Source organism: Streptomyces sp. NPDC048331, from assembly GCF_043201215.1.
Classification (GTDB): Bacteria; Actinomycetota; Actinomycetes; order Streptomycetales; family Streptomycetaceae; genus Streptomyces.
Map to the genome: position 1 here is coordinate 287,565 of NZ_JBICYT010000004.1, position 19,402 is coordinate 306,966.

Consider the following 19,402-nt stretch of genomic DNA (forward strand, 5'->3'; position numbering starts at 1 on the left):
CGACCGAAAAGGGCTGAATCCGATGCCGATGAAGCGCATCAGGGGACCGCGCCCGCGCAGGGGGACCCCCGCCATCGCCACCGTCGTGAGCGTCACCGCAGCCTGCCTGCTGTCCGGAGCCGCCGATCCCGGCGGGAAAGCACCGCCGTGCCCCACGGCACCGTCGGACAGTTTCTGGCACGCCCCCGTCGACGGACTGCCCGTGCACCCCAAGTCCGACCAGTACGTCGCCTCGATCGGTGCGACCGAACCCCTTCATCCGGATTTCGGATCGGGGCTCGTGGAGGGCCGACCCTTCGGCATTCCCCTCACCGTCTCGCAGTCCACGGTGCCGGAATCGAAGGTGTCCCTGGACTACGCCGAGGAGAGTGACACGTCCGGCTACCGGATCCCGCCGGACGCCAGGGTCGAGAACGGTCCGGCGAGCGACGGGGACCGGCACGTCGTCGTCTGGGACAAGGCCCTGTGCCGGTCGTACGAACTCTTCGACGCCGAGCGGCAGGGCGGCAACGCCTGGCACGCCGGCTCGGGGGCGATCTTCGACCTCCGGTCCAACGCCCTGCGACCCGACGGATGGACCTCCGCCGATGCCGCCGGCCTCGCCATCCTCCCCGGCCTGGCGCGCTACGAGGAGGCGGCCGGCGGGAACGTCGACCACGCGATCCGCATCACCGTGCCGCGCTCCGACCGGAGCTACGTCTGGCCCGCGAGGCACCAGGCGGGCGCGGCGTCGGACGACTCGCTGCCTCCGATGGGGCTGCGGCTGCGGCTCAAGAGTTCGGTGGACACCTCGGGCCTGGCCCCGCAGGCCAAGGCCGTGGCCGACGCGCTCAAGAAGTACGGCGCCATCGTCGCGGACAACGGCTCACCCTGGTACATCACCGGCGAGGAGAACGCCGGTTGGGACAACGCCCAGCTCGACGGGCTCAAGGCCTTCAAGGGTTCGGACTTCGAGGCGGTCGACGCGTCCGGACTCCAGCAGGCACCGGACTCAGGAGCCGTCGCGCCGCGGTGAGCTTCTCACCCCTCCTGCCCGCCGAGGCTTCAGTTCGTCGGAACCAGTTCGTCGGGATCGGTTCGCCGGCCGGCGATGGCGGCCGTCCGGGGCTGGAGCGCGTCGCCTCCGTAGAGATCTTGCACCCAGTTGGTCTGGTAGACGGTTTCGAGGTAGCGCTCGCCGAGGTCGGGGGCGATGGCGACCGCGGTGACCGGCTGTTCCCGTTCCGCCAGCCAGCGGGTGGCGCCGCTGACCACGGTGCCGGTGGAACCGCCGAAGACGAAGCCGTGCCGGGCCAGTTGGTGGCACGCGCGAATGGTGTCGGGTTCGTCGACGTGCACCACCTCGTCGACGTAGGAGGTGTCGAGGAGCGGGGGGCGGATGCTGGTACCGAGGCCGGGGATCATGCGGCGGCTGGGTGTGCGTCCGAACGTGGTGGAGCCTTCGGTGTCGATCGCGACGATCCTCACCGGGCGGTGCCAGGCGCGGAAGTAGCGCGCGCATCCCATGAGGGTTCCCGTGGTGCCGGCTCCGACGAAGAGGACATCGAGGTCGGGGAAAGCGCGGGCGATGGCCGGCGCGGTGGTGCGGTAGTGCGCCATGTGGTTGTTGGGGTTGGCGTACTGGTTGAGCCATACGTAGCGGTCGTCGGAGGCACACAACGCGCGGACGTGGTCGATGCGTGCGCCGAGCAGGCCACCGCCGGGGGAGGGGTCGGTCACGATGTGGATCTGGCTTCCGAGGGCCTCCATGAGCAGCCGGGCCGACAGGTTGCAGCGGGAGTCGGTCACGCACACGAACGGGTAGCCCTTGCTGGCCGCGATCATGCTCAGGGCCACGCCGAGGTTGCCGGACGAGGATTCGACCAGGATCGAATCAGGGGTGAGCACGCCGTCGCGTTCGGCCGCCTCGACCATGGCCGACGCGGCTTTCAACTTGATGGACCCTGCGAAGTTGAATCCCTCGCATTTGAGGAACAACCGGTGTCCGGTGATCGCCTCAAGGTCCACGTAGAGGTCGTCCTGATTGAATGCCTGGGGGGTTGATATGACCGTCATGGTCACCTCCTCGAATGCGCTCACGGAGGCGTTCACTGCCCCTGGCCCGTGCGGGAGCGACTTCGGAAAGGCATCGCACATTGCGAGCCTTTTGGACTCCTCCAGTACGCGGGTCGAGCATTTTTCTGTCACGCCACTGGAATTCGGGGCTTGACACTCGACATGATCGCGGCCTTCGACCGCCGATCCACCTCGGCGCGCGATATCGAGGCGCACCTGCCCGTTATCGCCGCGAACGCGTGGCGTCAAGCTACGAGATTCAGTGGCGTGACCGCGTAAGTCCCGATGCGTCCTACTGGAGGGGCGGCCACGCGAAATCCGCCCGTATGGGTTCAGACCTTTCGCGGACGCAGGGCGAAAACCGATCGATGCCGTGAGGCATCCCGACCGCGGAGCTCATATGCCAAGCAATTCCATCGACACCCGGACGGCCGGTCCGCCCACGACCGAGACCGCGACCGCGAGGTTGCTGGCCGAGGTGCTGGCCGAGGTCGTGGGCGTGGAGCACGTGTCGGGCGACAGCAACTTCTTCGACGACCTGGGTGCCGATTCCCTGGTGATGGCGCGGTTCTGCGCCCGGGCCAGGAAACGCGCGGAATTGCCGGCTGTGTCGATGAAGGACGTCTATCGGCATCCCACGGTCGACGGCCTGGCCTCCGCTCTCTCCGCCAGCACGCCGGCGGCCGCACCCGCCACCACGCCGGCCGCCGCACCCGCGCCCGACCAGGCGTCCGTGCGTCCGCCCGCCCCGGCATCGACGCCGCCGACCGCCTCCGTACGCCGGACCGCGGCGCGCGCGGGCTCCGGGCAGTACCTGCTCTGCGCAGTGCTGCAGTTCGCGCTGTTCCTCGGTTACTCGTACCTCGCCGCCCTGGCCGTGGTCCGAGGCCTCCAGTGGGTCGGCGCCGGCACGGGTGTGCTCGACGTCTACCTCCGTTCCGTGGCGGCGGGCGGGGTCGGCTTCGCCGGGCTGTGCCTGGTGCCGATCGTGGCGAAGTGGACCCTCATAGGCCGTTTCACGCCCCGCGAGTTCCCCGTCTGGAGCCTCGGCTACGTGCGCTGGTGGCTGGTCAAGACCCTGATCCGGACGAGCCCCGCCCGGCTGTTCGTCGCGTCGCCCTTGTACGTGGTGTACCTCAGGGCGCTGGGCGCGAACATCGGCCGCAATGTGGCGATCTTCTCCACGCACATACCCGTCTGCGCCGATCTGCTCACGATCGGTGACGGAACGGTGATCCGCAAGGACACGCTGTTCTCCTGCTACCGGGCATACGACGGCCTCATCCAGACCGGCCCCGTCACCCTCGGCCGCGACGTCCTCGTCAGCGCGCAGACCGTGCTCGACATCCACACCTCGATGGGCGACCGGGCCCAGCTCGGGCACGCCTCCGGCCTGCACGCCGGCCAGACCGTCCCCGCCGGTGAGCGCCGGCACGGTTCGCCCGCCGAACCCACCGACACCGACTTCCGTGCGATCGGTGCCGCCGCGTACTCCCCCGCCAGGAAGGCCCGCTACACCGTCGGGCAGCTGCTCGCCCTGCTGCTGGTGTACCTGCCGCTGGCCACCGGAGGCGTCACCCTCCTGCTGGCCGCCCTGCCGGAGCTGCACACACCGGGCGGGGACGCGACCTCGGCGTTCACCAGCGGGACGTTCTATCTGGGTGCGCTGGCCGCGTCCTTCGTCCTGTTCTTCGGCGCGACGGTCGTCGGGCTCCTCGTCCAGGGCACGGTGCCGCGCCTGCTGAGTCTGGCGATCAAGCCGGACACGGACTATCCGCTCTACGGCTTCCACTACGGTCTGCAGCGGGCCGTCGCGCTCCTGACCAACAGGAAGTTCTTCACGGCACTGTTCGGAGACAGCTCCGCGATCGTCCACTACCTGCGCTATCTCGGCTACGACCTGTCCCGTGTCACACAGACCGGCTCGAACTTCGGTTCCGAGGTGAAGCACGACAGCCCGTACTTGAGCTCGGTGGGCACCAGGACGATGGTCGCCGACGGCCTGTCACTCATCAACGCGGAATTCTCCGACACCTCGTTCCGACTGTCCCGGGTCGCGGTCGGAGCCCACAACTTCCTCGGCAACCGCATCGCCTATCCCGCGCGGGCCAGGACGGGCGACAACTGTCTGCTGGCGACGAAGGTGATGGTCCCCATCGACGGAGAGGTACGGGAGAACACGGGTCTGCTGGGATCGCCTCCCTTCGCCATTCCGCGCACGGTGATGCGGGACACCCGGTTCCAGGACCTGGAGAGCGACGGCGAGTTGGGCCGTCGCCTGGCCGCCAAGAACCGGCACAACACCGTCACCGCCGGGCTGTACCTGGCGGCGCGCTGGATCCACCTCTTCGCCATGACCCTCCTCGCGCTGGGTGCCAAGGCCCTGTACCCCACGATGGGTGCTTCGGCGATCGCGCTGGACGCCGTCCTCAGCCTGCTGATCACCGTCGTCCACTTCGCGCTGATCGAACGGGCCACCACGGGGTTCCGGGCGCAGGAGCCGCTGTACTGCTCGATCTACACGCCCTCGTTCTGGCGGCACGAGCGCTTCTGGAAGATCGCGTCGATCGACTACGTGCACGCCTTCGACGGAACCCCGTTCAAGAGCGTCGTGTGGCGGTTGCTGGGTGCCCGGGTCGGCAAACGGCTCTTCGACGACGGCTGTTCCATGCCGGAGCGCACGCTCGTCACCATCGGGGACGACTGCACGTTGAACACGGGCACCGTCGTCCAGTGCCACTCGCAGGAGGACGGCGCCTTCAAGTCCGACCGCACGACGATCGGTGACGGCTGCACGCTCGGGGTCGGCGCTTTCGTCCACTACGGCGTGACGTTGGCGGACCACGTCCGACTCGCCTGCGACTCCTTCCTCATGAAGGGCGAGGAGGTCCCGCGAGGGGCCACATGGGGCGGAAACCCGGCCCGGCAGCTTCCCGACGGTACCCCGCCGCACAGGGCGCGGCCGGCGCATCACCTGTCCGGTGCCGCGACCACGCACGCCCGTCCGGTCGGCGAATTCTGACCGGCGACCGGCCCCCTCCACATCCGTACGAACACAGGAGAGATCCTCATGGCACTCGACACCTCCCCCGACAGAGAGTTCTGGCACGGCGTCCTCGCCGCCGGCAGCGGCTTCGCGCCCCTGCCGCGCTGGACCCAGGTCCCGGTCGCGGGCGCGGCCGCGTACGAGGCTCCGATCCCGTCGGCCCGAGCGGCAGCGCTGCACCGAGCGGCGGACGAGCTGGTGGTGCCCCTGGACCGCGTGTTGCTGACCGCGCACGCGAAGGTGCTGGCCGCGCTGAGCGGCGAGCGGCAGGTCACCACCGGCTACGTCACCGCCGGCGGCCGGCCGCTGCCGTGCACGTTGACGGTCGACTCCGGCTCATGGCGGAGCCTGCTGCGGCACACCGACCGCACCGTCACGGAGCTGCTGGCGCACCAGGACTTCCCCGTCGAGGGCCTCGGGCGCGAACTCGGCCTGGTCGGACCGCCCTTCGAGACCGTGCTGGACCCCACCGGCGACAGCGGCTCCGCGGCCGCCGACGCCGCGCTGTGGGTGGGCATCGCCCACCACGACGACGGCGGGATGACGCTGCGGCTGCGCTACCGGACCGACGTCCTCGACGCGGACTGCGCCGCCCGGATCGCGGGGTACCACCTCACCGCGCTCACCTCGATGGTCGCCGATCCCGATGGCGACCACGCGATGCGGAGCCTGCTGTCGGAGCAGGAGGTCCGGTTCCAGGTGCATGGGCTCGCCGGACCGAGCCGCGACCTGCCCGAGCGCCGCGTGCACGAGCTGTTCGAGCAGCGGGTGCGGCAGCACCCGGACGCCGTGGCCGCCCAGTTCGGCGACCGGACGTGGACCTACGAGGAGCTCAACTCGCGGGCCAACCGGCTGGCCCGCGCCCTGCGGGCCAGCGGGCTGCACCGGGAGGGGGTGGTGGCGGTGGCCATGGAGAGGAACCTGGACTGGCTGGCCGCCACCCTGGCGGTCTTCAAAGCCGGCGGTACCTACCTGCCCGTCGAGCCGCACCTGCCGGCCGAACGGATCGAGGCCATGCTGGCCCGTGCCGGCTGCGGTCTCGTCGTGACGCAGCCCGCCTCCACGGCCGCCGGCACGCCCCTGCGGCAGGCGCTCGCCTCCCGGCCCGCAGTCCGGACGCTGTGCGTCGACACCGCTTACGACCAGGAACGTTCCGGCGTCGATCTCGGCATCGACGTCACACCCGACCAGCTGGCCTACATCTACTTCACCTCCGGCTCGACGGGCGAGCCCAAGGGCGCGATGTGCGAACACCAGGGCATGCTCAACCACCTCTATGCCAAGATCGACGATCTCCGGATCGGCGAAGGGCAGGTGGTCGCCCAGACCGCTCCGCAGTGCTTCGACATCTCGCTGTGGCAGTTGCTCGCCGCGCTGCTGGTCGGCGGGCGGACCCTGCTGATCGAGCAGGAAACCATCCTCGACGCCGCACGGTTCGTCGACACCGTCGCCCGAGGCCGGGTCACCGTGCTGCAGGTCGTCCCCTCCTACCTCGACGTCGTCGTGTCCCATCTGGAGCAACACCCCCGGGCGTTGCCCGACCTGCGGTACGTGTCGGTCACGGGCGAGCCGCTGAAGCGGGACCTCACGCGGCGCTGGTTCGCCGTCCAGCCCGACATCAGGCTCGTCAACGCCTACGGGCTGACCGAGACCAGCGACGACACCAATCACGAGGTCATGGACCGCGTGCCGCACGGCGACCGGGTCCCGCTGGGCCCGCCCGTCAACAACGTGCACCTCTACGTGGTCGACGAGCACCTTCACCCGGTGCCGCTCGGGGCGCCCGGGCTGATCGCCTTCTCCGGGGTCTGCGTGGGCCGTGGCTACGTCAACGCCCCCGAACTCACCCGCCCCACCTACCTCGCCGATCCGCACCGAGCGGGCAACCGCCTGTACCGCAGCGGCGATGTCGGCCGCTGGCTGCCCGACGGCAAGCTGGAGTTCCTCGGCCGCCGCGACAACCAGGTCAAGATCCGCGGGTTCCGCATCGAGATCGGCGAGATCGAGAGCACCCTGCTCCGCGCGCCCGGGGTGCGGGACAGCGCCGTGGTGGTCGCCGAGCGACCGGACCGCAGCAGCCATCTGGTGGCCTTCTACACCGCCTCGCAGCCGCTCGAAACCGGCCTCCTGCTCGACCGACTGGGCGCGTCGCTGCCCTCGTACATGATCCCCTCGACCGTCCACTGGCGGGAAAGCCTCCCGCTGACCGCCAACAGCAAGGTCGACCGGAAGGCCCTGACCGCTCTGGCCGCGCGGCTCCACACCGTCGAGGACGGGGTCGAGACACCGCGTACGCCCGCCGAACTGCGGCTGGCGGCGGCGTGGGCGAGTGTGCTCGGCATCCCGCTGGACCGGATCGACCGGCGGGACAACTTCTTCGACCGGGGCGGCACGTCCCTGTCGTCCGTGCGGCTCGCCGTCACCCTGGACCGCGCCGTCTCCCCGGCGGAAGTCAAACGTCACCCGATCCTCACCGATCTGGCCCGTTTCCTGGACTCGGCGTCCCACCCCTCCCCCGCGGCACCGCCGGCCTCGCGTTGACCGCCGGTCTCTTCTCCGACACCACCGAAAGGACAACGATCATGTCGTTCACCACCCCTGCCCCGATGACCCTCGTCCCCGCGACCGCGTCGACGACCGCAGTCACCTCCGGGTTCCCGATGGACTCGCACCCCGGCAAACCCCCGGTGCTGCACGTCCCCGCGTCCGCGGATCCGGCGGCCTGGGCGGCCGAGCACCGTCACACCCTGCGCGGCCTCGTCACCGAGCACGGCGCCGTTCTCGTACGCGGCCTGGGCCTGAGCGACCGCGCGCAGGTCGGTGCCGTCTTCGGTGGACTGGTCCCCGCCCTGATGCCCGAGACGGAGGCCTTCGCCCCCCGCGAGGCCTACGGCCCCGGTGTGTACTCCTCCACACCGTGGCCGGCCAACCAGCCCATGTGCATGCACCACGAGCTCAGCTACACCCACAGCCCACCCGGTCTGCTGCTCCTGGCTTGCCTGACGGCGCCCACCACGGGCGGCGCCACGGCCCTCGCGGACGCGGCCACCGTCCTGGAGGCGCTGCCGCCCGAACTGGTCCAGCGGTTCGAACAGGAGGGCTGGCTGCTCACCCGTACCTACGGTGAGGACATCGGAGCCTCCTGGGCCGAGGCGTTCGGCACCGACGACCGTGCCGCTGTCGAGGAGTACTGCCGCACCCACGCGATCGAGTACGCCTGGCAGGGCGACGGCAGCCTGCGGACCCGCCGGCGCCGCCCCGCCGTGGTGCGCCATCCGGTCACCGGCCGGCGCTGCTGGTTCAACCAGATCGCGTTCCTCAACGAGTGGACGCTGGAGCCCGAGGTGCGGGAGTACCTCGTCGAGGTGTACGGCCCCGAGGCGCTGCCGTTCAACACCCGCTTCGGAGGCGGCGACCCGATCGGCGAGGACATCGTCGAGCTGATCAACACGGTCTACACCGAACACACCGTCCGCGAGCCGTGGCGGTCCGGTGACCTCATGCTCATCGACAACATCCGCACCGCCCACAGCAGGGAGCCGTTCGAGCCGCCGCGCGAGATCCTCGTCGCCATGGCCGCCCCTGAAGCGAGCACGCGATGAACACGTCCCGTTCCACCACCGAGGAGTCCGCCATGACCGACCTGACCACCGCCACGACCCCGACCCCGATGCCTCCGCCGACGCCCACGCCGACGCCGCTCACCGTGCCCCCGTTCGCGGTGATCCCCGGCGCCCAGGTCCAGCACACCCTGCGGGGCCAGGAGCAGCAGGTCGTGGAGCTGGTCGAGGACACCTACCGTCTGCACGCCGCCGGACAGTCGGTGAACCCGCCGTCGTACTTCCTGCGCTTCCCCGACCGCCCGAGTGCCCGGATCATCGCGCTGCCCGCGTCGATCGGCGGACAGGCTCGGGTCGACGGCATCAAGTGGATCTCCAGCTTCCCCGACAACGTGCAGGCGGGCATCCCGAGGGCCTCGGCGGTGCTGATCCTCAACGACCACGACACCGGCTACCCGTTCGCCTGTCTGGAGAGCTCCATCATCAGCGCCACCCGGACGGCCGCGATGGCCGCGTCGGCGGCCCGCACGCTCAGCCGGGCCCGCGGGACCCGCCCGACCCGCATCGGGTTCTTCGGAACAGGCCTGATCGCCCGGTACGTCCACACGTTCCTGACCGCCACCGGCTGGTCCTTCGACGAGATCGGCGTGCACGACACCAGTGCCGACAGCGCGGCCGGCTTCGACAGCTACCTGCGCTCCGCCCACGACGCCACCACCCGCATCACCGTGCACGACAGCCCCGAGGAACTGATCCGCGCCGGCGATCTGGTCGTCTTCGCCACGGTCGCCGGCCGGCCCCATGTCACGGACCCGGCATGGTTCGACCACAACCCCCTGGTCCTGCACGTGTCCCTGCGTGATCTCGCACCCGAGATCATCCTCGCCTCGACCAACATCGTGGACGACGTCGAGCACTGCCTCAAGGCCGACACCTCGCCCCATCTGGCCGAACAGCTCACCGGTAACCGGGACTTCCTCGCCGGTACGCTGCACGACGTCATGACCGGGCGGGCGGAACTCCCGGAGGACCGACCGGTCGTGTTCTCACCCTTCGGTCTGGGCGTGCTCGACCTCGCCATCGGCAAACACGTCCACGACGAGGTCACCCGGACCGGGCAGCTGAACGTCATCGACGACTTCTTCCACGAACGGCGCCGGTACGGATGAGTGGTCCCCCGGGTGCGCGTCCTACGCGTCCAGCCGCTCGGTGAGGCTGCCGTAGAGCTCGGGGCGGCGGGTGCGCATGAGGCCGAACTCCAGCCAGTCGCGGCGCTGGTCGAGGTCGAGGTCGGCGACGAGGACGGCCTCGCGGTCGCGCGGGGCGCGCAGCATCACGCGGCCGTAGGGGTCGGAGATGAACGAGGAGCCGTAGAAGGTGGAGCGGCCCTCGGTGCCGACGCGGTTGGGCACGACGGCGAAGAGGGCGTTGGCGAGGCCGTTGGCGGTGATGGCGTGCTCCCACAGGGGGCGGGTGTCGAAGCCGGGCAGGTCGATCTCGGAGCCGATGGCGGTGGGGTGGACCAGGATCTCGGCGCCGGCCAGGGAGTAGGCGCGGGCCAGTTCGGGGAACCACTCGTCCCAGCAGGTGGGGAATCCGAGGCGGGCGCCCTCGTGGGTGATGACGGGGAACCCGCTGTCGCCGGGGCGGAAGCACAGGTCCTCGCGGTAGCCCGGGAAGGCGGGGATGTGGTTCTTGCGGGTCCGGGCGATCAGCTTGCCGTCGCGGTCCACGCACACGGCGGTGTTGTAGCCGAGGCCGCCGTCCTCGGCACGCTCGTAGAGGGAGGCGTGGACGGCGATGCCGAGCTCGGTGGCCAGCTCCGCCGCGAGGGCGACCGTGGGGCCGCTCTCCACGTCCTCCAGGTAGCGGGCGGCGCCGTCGGCCATGGGGTCGTCGGTGTTGCAGAAGTAGGGGCTGCGGGTGAGTTCCGGGAGGCAGACGATCGTGGCGCCCTGCACGGCGGCGAGTGCCACGCCCTCGCGGAGCCGGTCGTCGTGCTCGACGGCATCGGCGTACCAGCGCATCTGGACGAGGCCGACGCGCAGCGGTTCGCGTTCGCCGGGCTGGGTGCGGCCCGGGGAGCCGAGGGGGGATCCGTAGGAGGTGAGGAGCGCGTACGAGGTCACGGCGGGCTGCTTTCGAAGGACTGACTGAAATTTCAGTCAGAATGCGGGACACGGAAAGGATCGGTCAAGGGGTGGGCGGTGCGACGCGGCGGACGAGGGCCGGACCGGCCGTGCCGGAACGTTCCGGCACGGCATGAATGTAGACCCTGCCGGAACGTTCCGGCAAGGCCGGTCGGACGTCTAGGATGTGGGCGTGACCCCACCTGCCGTGACCCTGCTCGACGTCGCCCGCGCCGCCGGCGTCTCCAAGAGCACCGTCTCCGACGCCCTCCAGGGCTCCGGCCGGGTCGCGGGAGCCACCCGGGAGCGGGTCCGCGCGGTCGCGGAGCAGCTCGGCTACCGCCCCAACAGCGCCGCTCGCCGGCTGCGCCGTTCCAGCACCGGGGCCGTCGGCCTGCACCTGCCGCAGACCGCGACCCGGCTGGACTACTACATGAACTTGGCCTTCGGCGCCGTCCAGCGCGCCCAGGAGGAGGGGCTCGACGTGGTGCTGCTGGCCCCGGCCGGCGGAGCCTCCGGCCCGCTCTCCTCCCGGGTCGACGGGCTCCTGGTCATCGACCCCGAGGTCGGCGACAGTGCCGTGCCGGGGCTGCTCGACGCGGGCGTCCCCGTCGTCACCGGTGAGCGCTACCTCGGCCCCTCCCCCACCCCCACGGGCGCGGTCGTCTGCGACAACGCCGCCTCACTCACCGCTCTCCTCGACCACGTGCGCGACCGCGGCGCCCGCCGCCCCGCCCTCCTCGCCCCCGAGGGCACCTCGGCCTGGGCCCAGGCCCTGCGCGAGACGGCAGCCGGTTGGGGCGCCGCGCACGGCACCGAGGTCACCCTGCACACGGTGCCGTTCGCGGCGACCTCGACCGACACCGAGGTCGCCACGCGGCGGCTGCTCACGACCGACCCAGGGATCGACGCCGTGCTGTGCGCCCCCGACGGGGCCGCTCCCGGAGCCCTGCGTGCCGCGTCCGATCTCGGCCGCTCGGTGGGCGCCGACCTGCTGGTCGCCTCCTGCGTCGACGGCGCCGCCCACCGCGGCGCGAACCCGCCCGTCACGGCCGTCGACCTGCGCCCGGCCGACTACGGGCGGGCCTGCGCGGCGCTCCTCTGCGACATCCTGGCCGGCCGCGCCGAGCCCGACACCGTCCGCCGCCACGCCTGGGTTCTCGAAACCCGGCCGTCCACCACCGGCCCCCGCTCCTGACCGCCGCGGATCGGACGGTCCGGCAACGCGCCGGAACCGGCGGCCGGTTCGGCCCCGGACGGGGTGCGCGACGCGTCGCCGCGCCTCCTCAGTGGGCGCCGTCCGGGCGCAGTTCGATGTGGTCCGCGGCGAGGTCGACCGCCACCCGGTGTTCCATGCCCAAGGCCTCCAGGAACTTCGGGGGGAGCTGGACGCGCCCGGAGCGGTCGAGGACGACGTACTCGCGTTCGCTGATGGATTCCTCGCCGTGCTCGTCGGTGACCAGGCGGCGCAGGACCTCGCTGCTGGTGCGGCCGTCGCGGATCGCCACGGTCCGGCGGACCTCCCCCGCCACCATCGGGTCGTGCGTCACGATGACCACCGTCACGCCGAGTTCCTTGTTCACCGTCCGGAAGGTCTCGAAGACCGCGGCGGCCGTCTCCGAGTCCAGTTCGCCCGTGGGTTCGTCGGCGAGCAGCACCTTGGGGTCGTTCGCCATCGCCACGGCGATCGCGACGCGCTGCTGCTGGCCGCCGGACAGTTCCGCCGGACGCCGGTGCGCCAGTTCGCCGATCTCGAGGGCCTCCAGGATCCCCCCGACCCTGGCCGCGCGGCGGGCGCTCGCGCCGCGGCGGGGGCTGTCGCCCTTCAACTGCATCGGCAGGGCGACGTTCTGGGCGGCCGTCAGGAAGGGCAGCAGGTTGCGGGCCGTCTGCTGGAAGACGAATCCGACCGCCTCGCGCCGGTAGCGCAGCCGGTCCCGCGCCGACAGTTCCAGCAGGTCGTAGCCGGCGACCGCCGCGCTGCCGGCGGTGGGGACGTCCAGACCCGCCAGGATGTTCAAGAGGGTGGACTTGCCGCTGCCGGAGGCCCCGACGAGTGCCATCAGGTCGCCCTGGTCGACCGTCAGCTCCAGCCCTTGGAGGGCCTGTACCTCGATGCCGTCCTGGCTGAAGATCCGGACCAGGCGGTCGCAGGCGATCGCGGCGTCCGCCGCCCGGGTGCGCGGCTCCGCGGCGGCCGTCGCCCGGCGGCGCAGCTCCTCGTACGTCGGCTGGTCGGTTTTCAACGCTGGTCTCCCGCTCTCAACTCGTTGGTGATCTGCCGTCGCCCGGATGTGGCCGCTTCCATGAACACGGCCGCGGCGACCAGGGCGGCCAGGCCCAGGGCCTGGGTCAGCACGGGCCCCGCCGTGAGCCGCACCCCGTTCGGCACGTGGGCGCCGACCAGCGTGGACAGGTCGATCGCCGGGCCCAGCAGGGCCACCGCGGCGGCCGCCACCAACGCCCCGCCGAGCGTCGCGGCCAGGGTCTGCGGCAAGGTCTCGGCGAGGATCAGCGCCACACCCTGCCGGCGACGCAGGCCCATGGTGCGCAGCCGGGCCAGCAGCGCCGCGCGTTCGGGGACGGCCCGCATCAGCGTCAGCAGGACCGCCAGCAGGGCGAAGCCCGCCGCTCCGGCCATGGAGGCCCAGAAGAGGCGCCCGGCCGAGCGTTGCAGTGGGTCGGAGCCCAGTGCGGTGACGGCCTCGGCGCTGGTGCTCACGGGGAACAACTCGTCGAGCGGGGCCGGGCCCGCGGTGGAACCGGAACCGGGGATCGGGGCCGGGGCCGGGGCGGGGGTCCCGGACGGCGTCGGGAGCTTGGAGCGGACCAGCGCACGCAGCCGGTCCCCGTCGACGTCACCGAGGCCGAGCCACCGGTTCGGGTGGTCGGCGCCGCCCATGAGGTCCGTGGCGACTCCGGTCGGCAGGACCACGGTGGCGGCGTCCCGCGCCGGGTGGGCCGGGGTGCAGTCGATGGTTCCCACGACCCGTACCTTCAGCTCCCGGCCGTCGCCGGGCTGCACCGCGTACGTGCCGCCCTGCACGGCCTGCCGAGCCAGGCTCGCGCTCAGCAGCGCGGGCACCGGGGCATCGGCGCCCGCCGCACCTCCGGTGGCCAGCAGGGCGGGGTCGAAGGATCCGCAGCCGAGCACACGGGACAGCTCCGCGTACGCCCTCGGCTCGGCGACGACCACGGTGACCTGGCTGGATCGCACGGTGGTGCCGTGCAGGGAGGTGTCGTGGTCGATCCACAGCGGTACGGACGTCCGTACGCCGGGCAGCTCGCCCGCGGCCTGCGCGAGCCCGGCCGGGAGCGGGGATTTGCCGAACGCGGAGATCGCCGCGTCGCCGCCGACGGTCAGTCGGGCCACCCCGAGCCGGGAGGAGTCCACGGCGTGCAGCACGGCGGCTCCGAATCCTCCGGTGGTGACGGCCAGCAGGAGCGCGACCATGGGCAGGACGGAGGGTCCGGTGCGGCCGGTGGTCCCCGAGCCGCGGGCGGCCCGCGCGAGTCCGAGGAAGCCGACCAGTCCGGAGCTGCGGCCGGCGGCCCGGGCGAGCCATCCGGTGACCACCGGCTGGAGCCGGGCCAACAGCAGCCCGCCGCACAGGGCGAGCAGCAGCGGGGCCGCGATCAGCAGCGGGTCGAGGTCGCTGCCGGGCGGGGCTACCCCGCGTCGGCGGACCTCCACCACGGCCGCGGCGGTGGCGATGAGGACGAGCAGTTCGGCCACGGGCCTGCGCCACCGCCCGGCCGGGCGGGCCGGAGTCAGCAGTACGGCCGCCCGTACGGGGAAGGCCAGCAGCGCGAGCAGCGCCACGGCCGTGGCCGCGAGCAGTGCGGGCGCGAGCCGGGGGGTGGGCAGCAGCAGGACGGCGAGCGCGGTGGCGGCCGCGGCCGCGGGGAGTACGGTGACGGCGCCCTCGCCGAGGAGCCGGCCGACGATGGCGGCGCGCGAGCCGCCGCGTGCGAGCAGCAGCCGTAGTTCGGCGTCGCGGCGGTCGGCCGCGAGCGCGCCGGCCAGACACAGGACGACGAAGGCGACGCCGCCGACCCCGGCGGGACCGATCGCGGCCAGCGGCGCTGCCGCCTGGGTACGGGCGCGGGCCTCTTCGAGCCGTTCGGGCAGCCACGAGGTGGTGTGCAGCCGCGCGCGCCCCGTCTCCCGGGCGAGGGTGGCGGCCGTGGGCCCGGCGATGTAGGAGGCGATGTCCTGCCTCGTGGCGTCGAGCAGGTCGGCGCGCAGGTGGCCGATGTCCACCGGCAGTCGCCAGAAGTCCTCGGCGACGGTGCGGCTCCAGGTGCTCATCCGGTCGAGGTCCCCGGTGCCGACGAGGGCGTCGACGTCCCAGGCGAGGCTCTCGTTGAAGTAGTGCTCGCAGGCGCGGGCGAGGCACCCCAGGTTGTCCGTCCAGAAGTCGTCGCTCTCGTCGAGGACCGCGTAGAGACCGACGACCTCGACGGAGGGGGTGGCGTCCACGCGGGACTCGGCGGTCAGGACGGATCCGACGCGGGCGCCGAGGGTCGCGGCGGCCTTCTGCGAGAGGACGACCTGCAGCGGCGCCGTCGCACCGGTGGCGGCCTGCGCGGGGGCCGTGGGGGTGCTGCTCGGCCACTTCCCCTCCGCGAGCTTCACGTACTTCTCCGCCTCGCGGACGTGCAGGAGGTTCATGCTGGGCGGCAGGCCGGAGGGTCGGGAGAGTTCCGGATTCGTCAGCGGCTGTCGCTTGGTGGTGCGCGCGCCGTGGACCGTCTCCTCCGGGTCCACTCGGAAGGTGGACCCGGTCGGCCCGAGCAGTTTCTCCAGCGTGGCGTCCAGGGCCTGGGCGCCCCCGGTTTCCGGGGAGGGCGCGGTCACCAGCAGGCTGGTGTCGGCGGTTCCGCGGCGCTCCAGGAAGGACCGCAGGGCCTGGTCGGCGCCCCGGTCCTGGGCGCGCGGCAGCGCGGCGGCCAGCAGCACGGCGACGAACGCCAGGGCGGCGCCGAGCAGGGTGGCCAGCGGCGCCGCCCGCAGCCGCGTCCTGATCCAGGGCGCGGGCCGCGGGGCGGTGGACGAGGGCGGGACGGACGACGGCGCGGTGGCCGTCGGCCGGGTGGCTGACGGCGGGGTGGCGGTCGGCGGGGTGGTCACATCTCCTCCACGGGACGCAGCCGGGCGGCGATGTCGCGGCCGCGGGGGCCGCCGAGCGCGGCCGACAGCAGGGGAACGGCTGCGATGGCGGCGACCGTGAGCACGGTCTGCCAGAACGGCATGTCCACTCGCACGGGTGGGAAGGGCCGCCCGGCGGCGGGTGTCAGCACGACCAGGGGCGCCATCAGATGGACGAGGGCGACCCCCAGACCGGCTCCGACCGCGGACCCGATGGCGATCAGCACCCCGCCCTCGGCGGCGGACGCGAGGGCCAGCGAGCGGCGCGGCGTGCCGAGTGCGAGAAGCACCGAGAACTCCCGGCCTCGGACCCGTCGTTCGGCGGCGGTGGAGGTCGCGAAGCCGATGGCCGCCAGGACCGCGCAGGCGGCGGCGAGGGCGGCCAGCGCGCTCTGCGGGCCGGCGCTCAGCGGGTCGTCGAGCAGCCGCTCGGTGATCTCCTCGCGCAGTTGCACGCGCTCGATCCGGGCGCCGTCGCGCAGCTGGGCCGCCGCTCGGGCCGGAACCGGGTCGGCGGCCGAGTCGGCGGGCAGCCACCACTCGGTGGGCGAGGCCGGTTGCTGACCCACGGACTCCAGCAGGAACCGGCCGAGCACATGCAGGTCGACGGCGAGCGCCGAGCGGCCCACCACCGGGAGGGAGTCCACGGAGGCGGTGATCCGCATCTGGACCGAGGCGCCGTCCAGGGTGACGGGGACCGTATCGCCCACGGAGGCGCCCAGGGACCGCAGGTAGCGGGTGGTGGCGACCGCGGGCACGGCGACGGGGGCCGGCGTGGCAGGGGCCGGGAACACCACGGTGGTGACGCCCTGCAGGGTGCTGAAGCCGCCCCAGTAGCGCAGCCGCAGCAGGTCCGTGGAGCCGGCCGGGACCTGCATCGGCTCGGGGGGCCTCCGGGAGCTCTTCCCCTGGGGGAGGGAGGTCTGCCAGGTCAAGGCGTTCGCCGGTGCGGGGACGGCGGTGGCGGCGCCCTCCGCGGTGTCGGAGACGGCGATCCGGTGCACGGCCAGTTCGCTGCCGTCGCCCGGCTCGTCGCCGTCCCCGGCGTACGAGAGACGGATACCCGCCAGGGTCAGCGGGGTCGCCGCCGAGCCGACCGGGGCTCCGGTCAGGGTGTCGAGGGAGAACGTGAGGGTGGTGTCGCCGGTGGCGGGCAGGGTGACCGAGGCCGTCCCGTACGTCGCTCCGAACCGGTCGCGCAACAGCAGGCTCACGGCGGCCCAGCTCGTCCCCGAGGACCGCACCGACACGTCGAGGTCGATCCGGCGCGGGGAGCCGGGCAGGGCGACGCCGGGGCTCGCGGGGGTGGCGGCGGTGCCCGGGTCACCGGCGGCGAGCGGGGTGAACAGCTCGCTCATGCCGCGCCCGCCGCGCAGGTCCGCGCGCAGCGGGACCCGTTCGCCGGTCTTGACGGCGTCCAGGGCGACGATGTCGGCGGGATTGCCGTCCGGCAGCTTCTGCTCGCGGCGGACCACGGGAACGAGGCGGTCGCCGCCGGGCAGGGCCGCGTAGCGTCCGCCCTGCCCCATCGGGGACATGGTGCTGCCGGAGATCCGCAGGCCACCGGCGGTCGCGAAGTCGGCCTGGTCGCGCTGGGACGCGGACCAGCCGATGTGCTGGCCGAGGGCCAGGATCCCGCTGGCGACGGCGAGTACGAGCAGCAGCACGGGCCCGGTTGCCCGGCCGGGCCGGCGGGCGAGCTGCCAGCCGAAGAGGGCGGGGCCCAGGCTCCGGCCGCGCGCCGCCAGGCGTCCCCCGGCCCGCGCCGCGAACGGCAGCAGGCGCAGGACGAGCAGCGTGCCCCCGCACAGGGCCAGGGCGGGCGCGGCGACCAGGACGGGGTCGACGCCGAGCGCGCCGCCGACGGAGGCGCCGGACGTGGGGGCGTCCGTACCGCCGTACTGCGCGAGTTGCTGGTAGCCGAGGACGGCGAGGACCAGGACGGCCAGGTCGACGCCGGAGCGGGCGGCGCCCGTCACCAGGGCCTGGCGGCTGCCCACGCGGCGCAGTACGGCTGCCGAGGCCCCGCGCAGGACGGAGGGCAGGGTCGTCAGCAGCACGCAGGCCAGGGCGCAGCAGGCGGCGACCGGCCAGACCAGCCAGGTGTCCGGGATGTCCAGGTGGACGCGGCCGAGGGGGCCGAAGCGGCCGAACAGTCTCAGCAGGGGCGGTGTGAGCAGGGGTGCCAGGACGGCCGCGGGCAGGGCGAGCAGCAGCGACTCGGCCGCGGTGAGCGCGCCGAGCCGACGGCGGGAGGCGCCGCGCGCGGTGAGCAGGACGCGTTCCGGTTCCTGGCGGACGGTCAGGATGTGCGACACGAGGAGGAGGGCCGCGGTCGACAGGACGGTGAGCTGGAGGGCGCCCATCAGCAGCGTGGAGCGGGCGACGACCGTGCCGGCACTCAGCTCGGCCAGCAGTTCGGGCAGTTCGGTGGCGGTCCGCAGGGAGCCGACGCGTTCGAGGGTGGCGCTCGCGGGGTCGGTGGCGGTCCGGACGGCCTCGGCCTCGGTGGCGCGGACCGTGCGCAGGTCCGGGGTGAGCAGCGTGAGGCGGTGGTCCTGCAGGAGGCCGCCGGTGGTGAAGGCACTGTCGTCCACCAGGAGCGGGCCGTAGATGGCGAAGGTGTCGGCCTGGACCTCGCGGCCGCCGAGCGGGTCGAGCCGCCAGTAGGCGGCGTCCGGTTCGGCGGCCCGGTACACGCCGGTGATCAGCACGGTCAACGGGGGCCCGCCGAACCGGTCGTCCAGCCGGACCGGTGCGGGCAGTGCGGACTCGGCCAGGCCGAGCCGGACGAGCGCCGCGCGCGGCACGGCCACCTGGGTCGCGGCGGTCGGGGCTCCGGCGCCCCGGGGCGCGGCGACCGGCCCGGGCCACTCACCGGCGAGCAGCTGTACGTGGTCCTTGCCCAGCGCGGCCAGCACGGTGAGGTCGGCGTCGCGGCCGGAGGCGGCGACGCCGGGCAGGCCGTACGACCGGCTGCGGGCCACGCTCTCGGAGGCCACCGGCAGCCGCCCGAACACCTCGTCCGCGAAGGCCCGTACGGACGCGTCGTCCTTGGCGCGGGATTCGGCGGGATGGCCGCTGGTGATCAGGACGGTGGTCCGGGCCTGTTCTGCCCCGGTCAGGGCCCGCCGGAGCCCTTCCTCGCCCACGCCACGGGTGAATGCCGTCAGCGCGGTCAGTGTGGTCGCGGTGATCAGTACGGTGAGCAGCACGGCGACGGCGAGCGGCCATCGCCCGCGCAGTCGGCGCACGACGAAGCCGAGCACGTGTTGAAATCCTCCCCCGTCCGGACCCTCGGTACCGGATAGCGGACGATGTTGTCAGATGTGTGCAAGAGAGGGAAGGGGCTTGCGTGATTGGTGCGGCAGATGCGCAAATGCGATCGGAAAGCTGCAGCGGCAGCGTGTGCGGGACGCGGGGCCGGGCGCCCCGCGTGGACAACACGACGGGGGAACAG

Annotated in this window: 11 protein-coding genes; 6 read left to right on the plus strand and 5 right to left on the minus strand. The window is 72.7% G+C overall.

What is annotated here, in order from left to right:
* Nucleotides 1-85 precede the first annotated feature (85 nt).
* Entirely contained in the window at nt 86-1,015 is a 930-nt protein-coding gene (locus ACGFYY_RS09370) for a hypothetical protein (RefSeq protein WP_393707858.1), read from the plus strand.
* 29 nt (nt 1,016-1,044) lie between these two features.
* On the opposite strand, the gene sbnA is transcribed toward ACGFYY_RS09370, so the two are convergent.
* A complete protein-coding gene (gene sbnA / locus ACGFYY_RS09375) occupies nt 1,045-2,055 on the minus strand; it encodes a 2,3-diaminopropionate biosynthesis protein SbnA (protein WP_393707859.1) in 1,011 nt (336 codons plus the stop codon).
* A 400-nt stretch (nt 2,056-2,455) separates the two neighbouring features.
* On the opposite strand from sbnA, the gene ACGFYY_RS09380 reads away from it, so the two are divergent.
* From ACGFYY_RS09380 to sbnB, 4 genes are all read left to right on the plus strand, one after another.
* A complete protein-coding gene (locus ACGFYY_RS09380; protein WP_393707860.1) occupies nt 2,456-5,077 on the plus strand; it encodes a Pls/PosA family non-ribosomal peptide synthetase in 2,622 nt (873 codons plus the stop codon).
* A gap of 48 nt (nt 5,078-5,125) precedes the next feature.
* The gene (locus ACGFYY_RS09385; protein WP_393707861.1) at nt 5,126-7,642 is read left to right on the plus strand and encodes an amino acid adenylation domain-containing protein; all 2,517 of its coding nucleotides are present in this window, start codon (nt 5,126-5,128) and stop codon (nt 7,640-7,642) included.
* Between the two features lie 119 nt (nt 7,643-7,761).
* A complete protein-coding gene (locus ACGFYY_RS09390; RefSeq protein ID WP_393708014.1) occupies nt 7,762-8,703 on the plus strand; it encodes a TauD/TfdA family dioxygenase in 942 nt (313 codons plus the stop codon).
* Between the two features lie 68 nt (nt 8,704-8,771).
* Nucleotides 8,772-9,830 carry a 2,3-diaminopropionate biosynthesis protein SbnB gene (gene sbnB / locus ACGFYY_RS09395; protein ID WP_393708016.1) on the plus strand — a complete coding sequence of 353 codons (1,059 nt, stop codon included), beginning with the start codon at nt 8,772-8,774 and terminating at the stop codon, nt 9,828-9,830.
* Between the two features lie 21 nt (nt 9,831-9,851).
* Here sbnB and ACGFYY_RS09400 read toward each other — a convergent pair whose 3' ends face one another.
* On the minus strand, nt 9,852-10,790 hold the full coding sequence (locus ACGFYY_RS09400; protein WP_393707862.1) for a nitrilase-related carbon-nitrogen hydrolase: 939 nt from the start codon (nt 10,788-10,790) through the stop codon (nt 9,852-9,854).
* Nucleotides 10,791-10,983: 193 nt separating this feature from the next.
* On the opposite strand from ACGFYY_RS09400, the gene ACGFYY_RS09405 reads away from it, so the two are divergent.
* On the plus strand, nt 10,984-11,988 hold the full coding sequence (locus ACGFYY_RS09405; protein WP_393707863.1) for a LacI family DNA-binding transcriptional regulator: 1,005 nt from the start codon (nt 10,984-10,986) through the stop codon (nt 11,986-11,988).
* Between the two features lie 88 nt (nt 11,989-12,076).
* Here ACGFYY_RS09405 and ACGFYY_RS09410 read toward each other — a convergent pair whose 3' ends face one another.
* From ACGFYY_RS09410 to ACGFYY_RS09420, 3 genes are read right to left on the minus strand one after another with little or no spacing between them, the layout of a single operon-like run.
* Nucleotides 12,077-13,036: an ABC transporter ATP-binding protein gene (locus ACGFYY_RS09410; protein WP_393707864.1), complete on the minus strand. Its 960-nt coding sequence runs from the start codon at nt 13,034-13,036 to the stop codon at nt 12,077-12,079.
* Nucleotides 13,033-15,924: a hypothetical protein gene (locus ACGFYY_RS09415; RefSeq protein ID WP_393707865.1), complete on the minus strand. Its 2,892-nt coding sequence runs from the start codon at nt 15,922-15,924 to the stop codon at nt 13,033-13,035. The genes ACGFYY_RS09410 and ACGFYY_RS09415 overlap by 4 nt, the downstream gene beginning before the upstream one ends.
* Nucleotides 15,921-19,211, minus strand: coding sequence for an FtsX-like permease family protein (locus ACGFYY_RS09420; protein ID WP_393707866.1), 3,291 nt, complete (start codon nt 19,209-19,211; stop codon nt 15,921-15,923). Before ACGFYY_RS09420 ends, ACGFYY_RS09415 begins: the two co-directional genes overlap by 4 nt.
* Nucleotides 19,212-19,402 lie beyond the last annotated feature (191 nt).